Source organism: Nonomuraea sp. NPDC003201 (assembly GCF_053590415.1).
In genome coordinates this window covers 1-10,106 of record NZ_JBSFTC010000361.1, presented here as the reverse complement: position 1 = coordinate 10,106, position 10,106 = coordinate 1, and the positions used below count along the sequence as shown (strand labels likewise).

Here is a 10,106-nt window from a genome sequence, read left to right as displayed (position 1 = left end):
GATCGAACTCCGCGGCGCGGGTCAGCCCCGCCCAGCGCACCAAGTGCTCGTGTTCCTCATGGCGAGGATCGGCCAAGGCGGCCCGGAACTCGCGGGCTGCACCAGCAGGTCCTGCCGCTCGCGCGGCGCCGCGTGCAGGAACTCCGCGAAGCGCCCCTGCGGCAGCACCACGCACTGGGTGAAGAACCGGTATTCCAGCCCGGTCACCCGCTGCGCCTCCGGGGTGACGTTCTCGCCCTCGGCGAGCGGTTTGACCACCGCGTCGAACGCCTGCTCGAGCGGCGAAGCCGGGTCGAGCTCGTCGAGCCTGGCCTCCTTGGTGCGCACCGCTCCCTTGGCGTCGCGCACCATCGACCGGGCCACGCCGAAGCGCCGCCCGTTGCTGTCGAACACCATCGCCACCTTGCCGGCCGCGACGGACGGGGCCAGAGCGTGGGCGATGGAGTTCTCCCTGCCCCAGCGCGGCACCGTGCCGTACAGGGCGAAGCAGATCGCGTCGATGATCGTGCTCTTGCCGGCGCCGGTCGGGCCCACGAGCGCGAAGTATTCGGTGTCGGAGAAGTCGACGGTCACCGGCTCGCGGAAGCTGCCGAAGTGGTCCAGGTGCAGCAGGAGAGGTCGCATCAGCCGGTCACCTCGTCGTAGAGCCGGTCGAACAGCGTGGCCACCTGCTCGTCGTGGCGGCCGGTGGCGGTCAGGTATTCGCGGAACAGCTCGCGCGGGCTGCGCTCGGCCGAGCCGGTCCTGCGCGTGGCGGGCACCGGCCGGAACCGCTCGTCCAGGACCACGTCCACGGCGCCGTTCAGCAGGCCGCGCACGTCGTCGGCGAGGCCCACCCGGGGTTTCTCCTCCACGATCACCTTGAGCCAGTCGTCGCCCGGCTCGATGGCCTCCAGCTGCTCCAGCGTGCCGCGCACGGTGCGCAGCCGCCGCGCCGAGGCGAAGGCCAGCTCCCGCACCACGGCGGGCTTGCCCGGCGTGACCTCGACCAGCAGCGCGCCCGGGGTGTTGCCCTCCTCGCCGAAGTCGACGGCCAGCGGCGAGCCGCTGTACCAGATCGGGCACGGGCCGGGGATCTGCTGGCGGCGGTGCAGGTGGCCGAGGGCGGCGTACTGGGTGGCGGTCGGGAACGCGGTCGGCTCGAAGTAGTAGGAGAAGATCGACTGCGCCTCCCGCTCGCCGCCGCCGAACGCCCCGCCGGGCAGGGTGCCGTGGGTGGTGACCAGGTTGACGGTGTCGGCGTGGAAGCCGGCTGTGAGCGCGCCGATCAGCTCGCCGATGCGGGCGGCGTAGTCGCGGTTGTGGTCGGCGGCGGTGCCGGTGAGGACCTCGGCGGCGCGTACGACGTAGCGGTGCGACAGGAACGGCAGCACCGCCAGCCGCACCGGCTCGCCCGAGCGCGCCGTGAACGCCAGCGTGCCGCCCGCGTCCGGCCGCCGGAACGAGCCGATGACGTGCAGGCCCAGCTTGCCGAGCACCGGCCGGTAGACCTCCAGCAACTGCGGGTTGTCGTGGTTGCCGGCCAGCACTATCACGTCCCTGCCGTCGCCGCGCAGCGCCATGAGCGCGTTGAGCACCAGCGACTGGGCCTCGGGCGTGGGCGCCGAGGTGTCGAACAGGTCGCCGGCCACGATGACGGCGTCGACGTCGTGGGTGCGGGCGGCGGCCACCAGCTCGCGCAGCACCTCCCGGTGCTCGTCGAAGCGGGGGCGGCCCTTGAGCACCTTGCCCACGTGCCAGTCCGCGGTGTGCAGGATCTTCACGAAACCACCTGTGGTCAGAAGGGCGGGATGTCGTCTTCGACGCCGGGCAGGCCCTGGAACGGATCGGCCGAGACCTTCGCCGGCTCGGTCGCGGCCTCGGCCGGCCGGGTCGCCCACGCCGGGAAGGGGAACGCGACGGCCAGCGGGACCGGGATCTCCGGCTGGGCGACGAACATGGTGCCGGGCTTGGCGATCGTGGCGCGCTCCCTGACGGCCGGGGGCAGCCAGCCGTACTCGGACCGGGCGGCCTCGGCCGGGTCGAGGCGGCCGGCGACGCGTACGGCGCTGTTGGAGACGATGCGCCGCTCCACCTCCGAGGCGGTCTGCTGGGCGCCGATGAGGATGACGCCCAGCGAGCGGCCCCGCTCGGCCACGTCCAGCAGGATCTCCTTGATCGGGGAGTCGCCTTCGCGCGGGGCGTACTTGTTGAGCTCGTCCAGCACCACGAACAGCAGCGGCCGGGCCGTGCCCGAGGACTCCTTGCGGTGGAACTCGCCGCGCAGCACCACGCCCACCACGAACCGTTGCGCCCGCTCAGGCAGGTTGTGCAGGTCCACGATCGACACCTGGGCGTCGGAGGTGCGGACCGAGTGGTTGCGGTAGAACGGCAGGTCGCCCCGGACGATCGGGGACAGCGGCCGCACGGCGCTGCGGAGCCTGCGCAGGAACGCGTTGACGGTGCCGAGCGGCGTCTGCGCGCCGGTCCACTCGCCGCGCGTGCCCTCGTCCTGGAGCTCGTCGGACAGCAGCTCGACGAGGTCGGTGAAGGTACGGCAGGACGTGCCCCGCACCATGACCGCGCCGCCGTCGCCGACCGGCTCGGCCCACGCCTTCAGCCGGGCGGCGACCTGGCCGACCAGCAGGGAGTAGCCGGCCCGCTCGTCGTCGGAGTCGGCGAACACGAAGCGCAGCAGCTCCTCCTGGCAGAACTCGACCAGCGTCCAGTAGAAGGAGCTCACCCCCTGCGTGCGCGCCGAGACGTGCGGCACGCCGTTGGGGTCGTTCGGCCGGGGCGGGGCGAAGACGTGGACGCTGCCGAACGCCTTGGCGGGCAGCCCCAGCCGGGCGTAGACGCCTCTGGCGCGCTCGTCGAGCCGCACGTTGCCGTGGTCGAGGAAGAGCAGGTCCTCGCCCTTGACGGAGAAGATCAGCGCCTTGGTGTTGGCGGCCTCTCCCTCCAGCACGCCCGAATTGAAGATCGAGTAGAGGAGGAAGGTCGCGAAGGAGGTCTTGGTGGCCACGCCGGAGACGCCGGAGATCGACACGTGGGCGCCGCGGGTGCCGTCGAGGAAGTCGAAGTTGACGTACAGCGGCTGGCCGTCGCGGCCCATGCCCAGGGGGATCCGGCGGTCCATCACGTCGAAGTAGAGGGCCTGGTCGCGGTCGCCCGAGCCGGCCAGGAAGACCCTGGAGCCGGGCAGCGGGGGCACGAACACCTCCGGCTCGACCCGCGTCACCCGCACCTCCGCCACCTCGACCACGGCGGCCGGCAGCGCGCCGTCGGCGATCAGGAAGACGTCGGAGTCGTACGCGGCGCCCTCGTGCCTGGCCTCCACGGTCGTCACCACGCCGGCCACGAGCACGGTGCCGTGGCCGGGCACGTCGCGCCTGGTCACCACCACGTCGTCGAGCTGGAGGACCTTGCCCGGCTCCAGGCCGACCCAGAACGACAGCGGCGAGGCCGCCTGGGTGCCGAGCACCCGCCCGACCGCCTCACCCGCCGTGGGTGCCGCCTCGCTCACCTGATGGTTTACCGCCCCGTTGACCGTCACTCATCCCTCCGCCCCCACGAAACGCCCTTCTAAAGGAGCGTAGTGGGCCCGAGGTGTGCGTCCGGCGCATTTCACGTGCGCTATCGCCCTGTGGGATCACATGGTTGACACTCGCCCGGTGAGCAGAAAAGATACGGTCGTCCGTACAACTGAGGCGGAGACGTCATGACCGACTGGGAACGCAGGCTGGCGCTCGACCCGTCAGCCGCGGTGCCGCTCTACTACCAGCTGCGCGAGCGCCTGCGGGCGGTGATCCGCGACTGCGAGCCCGACACGATGATCCCCGCGGAGAAGGACCTGATGGTCTACGCGGGCGTGAGCAGGGCGACGGCCCGGCGGGCGATCGGCGACCTGGTCCAGGAAGGGCTGCTGGTGGCCAGGCAGGGGAGCGGCACCTACACCGCCCCGCAGGCCGTGGCCCCCGAGCTGGGATCGCGGCCGGTCGGGTTCACCGAGACGATGGCGCGGCTGGGCCGCAAGCCCGCGACGCGGCTGCTCAAGGCCCACCTCCAGCAGGCCGGGTCCGACGCCGCCGCCGCGCTCGGCGTGCGGGAGGACCAGGAGATCGTCTTCGTCGAGCGGCTGCGCCTGCTCGACGGCGTGCCCTGCATGCTCGAAAGCGCCCACCTGCCCGTCGAGCTGGTCCCCGGCATCCTCGACGAGGACCTCACCGGCTCCCTCTACGACCTGCTGCGCACCAAGTACGGCCTCACCCCCGCGAGCGGCCGGGAGACGATCGGCGCGGTCAACGCCGACTACCGGCTCGCCGAGCTGCTGCGCGTGCCCATGGCCGCGGCCCTGCTGGCCACCGCCCGCAGCACGTGCACCGAGAGCGGGATCGCCCTCGAATACACCATCCGCCACGCCCGCGGCGATCTCACCGTGTTCTCCGTGGAGCTCAACGACCCCAACAACGCTCTCATGGGCCAGTAAACCCCCATACCGGCCCAATATCCGGGAGGTCGAGCATGACCAGGTTGACCCGCCGTGCCCTGCTCAGAACCGCCACCCTCGCGACGGCGTCCGGCCTGCTCGCCGCCTGCGGCTCCGAACCGGCCGCCACGGTCCCCGCCGACGGGGTGCCGCGCGGAAAACTCTCCGTCTGGCTGCACCAGACCAAGGCGTACGACAAGGTCTTCAACCCGCTGCTGCGCAGCTACATGCAGGAGTTCGGCGGGGTCGACATCACCCCCTTGTACGTGCCGGTCGACAAGCTCGACGCCAAGCTGCTGACCGCGTTCGCCGGTGACGTCCCGCCCGACCTGGTCAAGATCGGCGGCTGGACGATCCCGGGCCACGCCCGCAAGGGCCGCCTCGCCCCGATCATCCCCAAGGCCATGGGCGTGGCCGACGAGAAGGCGCTGGTCCAGGCGTACGACGAGCACGCGATCGGCTCGCTGTCGTACGAGGGCAAGCTGTACGGCGTCCCCATCGACTACACGATCTGCTACCTCTACTACCGCAAGGACAGGTTCGCCGAAGCCGGGCTCGACCCGGACAAGCCGCCCACCACCTGGGAGGAGGTCGCCGAATACAGCAAGCGGCTGACCTCGGCCGACGGCAAGAAGGTGGGCCTGCAGTGGATCCTGGGCAGCCCGCAGTGGACGCTGATGCAGCTGCTCGCCCTGGTCAAGGGCAAGGGCGGCACGATACTCAGCCCCGACGCCACCAAGGCCACGCTCGCCTCGGACCCCGGGGTCGAGGCCCTGCGCTACTACGGCAGCCTGGGCAACCCCAAGCTGTCGAACCCGCTGTCCGGATTCGGGCTGTTCGCCACCGGTGAGGCGGCCATGCTGGTGTCCGGGCTGTTCGCGATGGACCTGTTCCCGACGCTGAACCCCAAGCTGACCTTCGGCAAGGGCTTCGACATCGCGCCGATGCCCCGCTGGGAGTCGGGCCAGCCGGTCGCCCCCGCCTACACGTGGGGCTGGGCGGTCGCCCAGAAGTCCAAGCTCCAGTACACCGCCTGGCACTTCATCGACTACCTCCAGCGCGAGGACGTCGCCGCCAAGCAGCTCAAGGACGCCAGCCTGCTCACCCCGGTCAAGGGCTGGGAGAAGCTGCCCGGGGCCGACCAGAAGGCCATCGACATCATGGCCGCCTCCGCCCCGCACGCCGACTTCGGCCCGCAGACGCCCGTCTGGAACGAGATGGCCAAGGCGCTCACCGACGCCGGCGACGCGGTGGCGTTCGGCAAGAAGACCCCCGAGCAGGCCGCGGCCGACTTCGACCAGGCGATGCGGATCGCCCTATGACGCTGTCGCTGGGGCTCGCACCTCGTGTCGCGCGGGTCTCGGGCCAGGGGCAGCGCTGGGCGGAGGCGCGCACCGGCGCCCTGCTGTCCCTCCCCGCCGCCCTGTACTTCCTGGTCTTCTGGGTCGTGCCGTTCGTGTCGGCGGTCTACCTCAGCTTCACCAGCTACGACCTCGCCGGCGCCCCCGAGTGGACGGGCCTGGACAACTACCGCAGGATGCTGGAGGACCCCGGCTTCTGGAACTCGGCCAGGGTCACCGCCGTCTACACCGCCGGCTCCGTGGTTCCGTCGATCGTGCTCGCCCTGGCGATCGCCGTGCCGCTGAGCAAGCCGGGCCGCTACAACGCCTTCCTGCGCGGGCTGATCATGATCCCGGCCGCGATGCCGCTGGTGGCCACCTCGCTGACCTGGTCGGTGATCTTCGCCGAGGACGGCCTGGCCAACGCGCTGATCGGGCTGGCCGGCGCGGAGCCGAAGCCGTGGCTGACCGACGAGGGCCTGGCGCTCTGGGCCCTGGTGATCATGACGACGTGGAAGCACCTCGGCCTGTTCGTGATCATCCTGACGGCGGGCCTCCAGGGGCTGCCGCTGAGCGTCTTCGAGGCCGCCGGGCTCGACGGGGCCGGGCCGGTGCGGATCTTCTTCCGCATCACGCTGCCGCTGCTGCGCCGCACGCTGCTGTTCGTGCTGGTGATCGCGGTGGTCGGGGCGATGCAGTCGTTCGTGCCGGCCTTCCTGCTGACCAAGGGCGGCCCGGCGGGCGCGACCGAGGTGCTGCCGCTGTACATGTGGGCGACCGGCTTCACGTTCGAGCGCATGGGCTACGCGTCGGCCATCGCGATGGTGCTGCTCGCGGCCATGCTGGCGCTGTCGGTCGCGCAGTTCCGCGTGCTGCGGGGAGGCGATGACGGGTGAAGGTCTTACGCGGGACCGTCCTGACGCTGGTCGTGGCCGTCATGCTGCTGCCGGTGTACGCGATGATCGCGGTCTCCTCGGCCTCGGACGCGAGCGATCTCGGCGGGCTGTCGTTCGACGTCTCCCAGCTGGGCGCGCACGTGGCGCAGCTGTTCGGCCAGGGCGGCTTCCCGCTCTACCTGCGCAACAGCCTGATCCTCTCGCTCGGCATCGCGGTGCTCGAGGTGATCCTGTCCGCCGCCGCCGGGTACGCGCTCGCGCAGCTCCGCTTCCCCGGCAGCCGCGCGCTGTTCGCGGTGATCGTGGGGACGCTGTCGCTGTCGCCGATCGTGGTGCTCGTGCCGATGTACCTCATCGTCAAGGCGCTGGGCTGGATCGACACCTTCCAGGGCATGATCGTGCCGTTCATGATGAGCGCCTTCGGGGTGTTCCTGGTCCGCCAGTTCGCGCTGGCGCTGCCGCGCGAGCTGCTGCTGTCCGCGCGGGTGGACGGGGCGAGCGAGCTGCGCATCTTCGCCCGCATCGGCGTGCCCCTGCTGCGGCCCGCGCTGCTGACGCTCTTCCTGCTGCAGTTCCTCGCGCAGTGGGACAACCTGCTCTGGCCGCTCATCGTGGCCAACAACCCGGGCCTGTGGCCGCTGCCGGTGGGGCTGTCTCAGCTCCAGACCGAGTACGACTTCAGCATCGGCCTGGTGAGCACCGCCGCGCTGATCACGGCGGTGCCGCCGCTGGCGCTGATGTTCCTGCTGCAGCGCTACTACGTCGCCGGGCTGACCCTGGGAGGGGTGCGCAAATGAGCTCGTACGGGGAGTGGACGACGGCGTACGGGCTGCCCGCGTTCGCGTACACGCTGGACCAGGAGCGGGACCCGCGCGCCGAGTGGGACCCCGTGCTGGACCCGCCCACGCGGCGGCACGTCGCGCACGTGGGCAACCGGCGGATCACGCTGGTGTCGGACAACTACGGGCTGAGCGACCTGTTCGACGAGCACACCGGCCTGCTGTGGCTCACCCGGGGGACCGGCGTGACCCGCATCGGCGAGCTTTCCACCGATATTTCGGGATCTGAGCGGATCTTCGGGCCGACCTTCGCCGTCGTCCGGGTGGCCGACGAGCGGGTGGCGCTGGAACGCACGGTCCTCTGCCCGGAGGGCGAGCAGCCGTGGGTGCTGATCCGGCTGCGGGTGCGCAACCTGCTCGACGCGCCGGTACGGCTGGAGGCGACCGAGGAGTGGGCGGCCAGGCCGGCCCGGGTCGAGCTCATCACCGGCGCCGCCGACGCCGACGACCCCGGGCTCGAACTGGAGCTGATCGGCGGAGCCAGGACGCGGTCCGGGCGGCTCGTGCTCCCGCTGGAGCTGGCGGCGGGCGAGGAGCGGGTGCTGGACCTCCGCTACGGCCTGCTCGACCCCTCATCCCAGACCGCGACGATCGACGTCTCGTCCGGGACCGCGACGTGCGGGACCGCGACGTTCGAGGAGAGCCTGGCGGCCCTGCGCGCCCGGCTGCCGCGCGCGTCCGCCGCGCGGGCGCCCGAGGCCGAGCGGGAGATCCCCTGGCACGCCGCCCTGCTCACCGGCGCGGCCTGCGCCGACGGCGTGCTCGGCGGCCACACCCTCGACCAGGGATCGTGCTACTCCTTCCGGCACGGCTTCAACGGCGCCGCCCGCGACCCGCTCCAGCACGCGCTCCCGCTCGTCTACATCGAGCCCGACCTGGCGCTGTCCGTGCTGCGCAACACGTGCGCGTGGGGCGGACCCGACGGCGACCTGCCGTATGCGCTCGGACCGGACAAGCAGCCCTGGACCGACCTGTTCCGCCCGTCGGACCAGAACCTGTGGGCCCTGTGGCTGGCGGCCGAGTACCTCAGCGCGACGGGCGACGAGGCCGCCTTCCACGCGACGGTGCCGTACCACCCGGTCCATGGGACCCCCGGGGTGCCGCTGCTGGAGAACCTGCGCAGGCAGTTCAGGTTCTTCGCCGAGGTGGTCGGACGGGGCGAGCACGGGCACGTCCGCATCCTCAACGCCGACTGGAACGACATGGCCATCACCGAGAGCGGCGTGCCGCGCGAGGTGATGATCGCCCGGGGCGAGTCCGTCCTCAACTCCGCCATGGCCGCCTGGGTCCTGCCGCGCTACGCGACGCTGGCCGAACGGCTCGGCGACCACGCGACCGCCGCCGAGGCCCGCAAGCTCGGCGAGGAGCTGCGCGACCTGGTCGCGGGGGAGTGGAACGGGCGCTGGTACCGCCGCGCGTACGGCCCGGGAGCGGTCGTCGGCGACGACGATCTGTGGCTGGAGGTGCAGCCCTGGGCCGTTCTGTGCGGTGCCGCCCCACCTGAGCGGGCCGTGGAGCTGCTGCGCACGATCGAGCGCACTTCCGCCGCCGATTCCCCTTTGGGCGCCCGGCTGCGCTGGCCCGCCGCCGACGCGTACGGCCCCGGCGGGGTCGGCACGATCTGGTACGCGATCAACATGACGCTCGTCTGGGCCGCCGCCGAACACCTCCCCGACCTGGCCTGGGACTGGTGGCGGCGGATGACGCTGGCCGCGCACACGGCCGCCTACCCGGACGTCTGGGAGGGCACGCTGTCGGGCCCCGACGCCTACCTGGCCCCCGAGACCGGCCGCCCCGGGCGCACCTGGGACCTGGCCGAGGTCGGCGTCGCCATGCAGGCGTACCCGGTCGCCAACCTGCACAGCCACTCCCAGCCGCTGCTGGCCTACCTGCGGCTGCTCGGCGTCGAACCCTTCCGGCGGCCGCGCGGCGGGGCCCGCTTCGCCTCCCGGGCGCTGGAGGTCGGGCCGTGACCGCGCTCGGGGTCGACGTCGGCGGCACGTACATCAAATGGGTGACGCTGGAAGGCGACGCGGTCTCCGGCTCGGGCACCGTCCCCACGCCGCCCGGTCCCGACGAGACGGTGAAGCTCGCGGCCTCGCTGGCCCCGCACGCCGGGTCCATCGGGATCGGGCTCCCCGGCCACGTGGACCGCGACACCGGGACCGCCCTGTTCGTCCCGAATCCGCCGGGTGACTGGGACGGCTACCCCGTGGGGGCCCGGCTGCGCGAGCTGACCGGGGTCCCCGTCTCCGTCGTCAACGACGCCCGCGCGTTCGCGCGCGCCGAGCTGGCGCTGGGCGCCGCCCGCGGGCTGGCCGACGTGCTGTTCGCCGTGCTCGGCACCGGCGTGGGCGGGGCCGTGGCGCTGCGCGGGACCGTCCTCGTCGGGCCGCGCGACAACCTCGGCGAGATCGGCCACCTCACCGTCTCCCCCTGGGGACCGGTCTGCTGCTGCGGCAACCGGGGCTGCGTGGAGACGTTCGCCGGCGGGCCGGGCATCGTGCGGGCCTTCCGCCCAGGGACGGCGACGGCCACCGCGGCGGAGGTCGCCGAGGCCGCC

9 protein-coding genes are annotated in these 10,106 nt (G+C 72.3%); 6 read left to right on the top strand and 3 right to left on the bottom strand.

What is annotated here, in order from left to right:
* Nucleotides 1-21 precede the first annotated feature (21 nt).
* From ACWDX9_RS53935 to ACWDX9_RS53925, 3 genes are read right to left on the bottom strand one after another with little or no spacing between them, the layout of a single operon-like run.
* Nucleotides 22-624, bottom strand: coding sequence for an AAA family ATPase (locus ACWDX9_RS53935; RefSeq protein WP_449970028.1), 603 nt, complete (start codon nt 622-624; stop codon nt 22-24).
* Entirely contained in the window at nt 624-1,763 is a 1,140-nt protein-coding gene (locus ACWDX9_RS53930) for an exonuclease SbcCD subunit D (RefSeq protein WP_449904667.1), read from the bottom strand. Before ACWDX9_RS53930 ends, ACWDX9_RS53935 begins: the two co-directional genes overlap by 1 nt.
* 14 nt (nt 1,764-1,777) lie before the next feature.
* Nucleotides 1,778-3,505, bottom strand: a complete 1,728-nt coding sequence (locus ACWDX9_RS53925) for an ATP-binding protein (RefSeq protein WP_449970025.1) — start codon at nt 3,503-3,505, stop codon at nt 1,778-1,780.
* A 195-nt stretch (nt 3,506-3,700) separates the two neighbouring features.
* On the opposite strand from ACWDX9_RS53925, the gene ACWDX9_RS53920 reads away from it, so the two are divergent.
* From ACWDX9_RS53920 to ACWDX9_RS53895, 6 genes are all read left to right on the top strand, one after another.
* Nucleotides 3,701-4,468 carry a GntR family transcriptional regulator gene (locus ACWDX9_RS53920; protein WP_350732207.1) on the top strand — a complete coding sequence of 256 codons (768 nt, stop codon included), beginning with the start codon at nt 3,701-3,703 and terminating at the stop codon, nt 4,466-4,468.
* Nucleotides 4,469-4,503: 35 nt separating this feature from the next.
* Nucleotides 4,504-5,790, top strand: a complete 1,287-nt coding sequence (locus tag ACWDX9_RS53915) for an ABC transporter substrate-binding protein (protein ID WP_364256163.1) — start codon at nt 4,504-4,506, stop codon at nt 5,788-5,790.
* On the top strand, nt 5,787-6,704 hold the full coding sequence (locus tag ACWDX9_RS53910; protein ID WP_364256166.1) for a carbohydrate ABC transporter permease: 918 nt from the start codon (nt 5,787-5,789) through the stop codon (nt 6,702-6,704). The genes ACWDX9_RS53915 and ACWDX9_RS53910 overlap by 4 nt, the downstream gene beginning before the upstream one ends.
* Nucleotides 6,701-7,501: a carbohydrate ABC transporter permease gene (locus ACWDX9_RS53905; RefSeq protein WP_364256169.1), complete on the top strand. Its 801-nt coding sequence runs from the start codon at nt 6,701-6,703 to the stop codon at nt 7,499-7,501. The genes ACWDX9_RS53910 and ACWDX9_RS53905 overlap by 4 nt, the downstream gene beginning before the upstream one ends.
* Complete coding sequence (locus tag ACWDX9_RS53900) at nt 7,498-9,516, top strand: GH36-type glycosyl hydrolase domain-containing protein (RefSeq protein WP_449970020.1); 2,019 nt, start codon at nt 7,498-7,500, stop codon at nt 9,514-9,516. Before ACWDX9_RS53905 ends, ACWDX9_RS53900 begins: the two co-directional genes overlap by 4 nt.
* A partial coding sequence (locus ACWDX9_RS53895) for an ROK family protein (protein WP_449970017.1) occupies nt 9,513-10,106 on the top strand: 594 nt, incomplete at its 3' end. The genes ACWDX9_RS53900 and ACWDX9_RS53895, both read left to right, overlap by 4 nt.

Excerpts from the sequence above, each read along its gene's own strand:
- ACWDX9_RS53935 (WP_449970028.1), bottom strand. The coding sequence starts at position 624 with ATGCGACCTCTCCTGCTGCACCTGGACCACTTCGGCAGCTTCCGCGAG.
- ACWDX9_RS53920 (WP_350732207.1), top strand. The coding sequence starts at position 3,701 with ATGACCGACTGGGAACGCAGGCTGGCGCTCGACCCGTCAGCCGCGGTG.
- ACWDX9_RS53915 (WP_364256163.1), top strand. The coding sequence starts at position 4,504 with ATGACCAGGTTGACCCGCCGTGCCCTGCTCAGAACCGCCACCCTCGCG.
- ACWDX9_RS53910 (WP_364256166.1), top strand. The coding sequence starts at position 5,787 with ATGACGCTGTCGCTGGGGCTCGCACCTCGTGTCGCGCGGGTCTCGGGC.
- ACWDX9_RS53900 (WP_449970020.1), top strand. The coding sequence starts at position 7,498 with ATGAGCTCGTACGGGGAGTGGACGACGGCGTACGGGCTGCCCGCGTTC.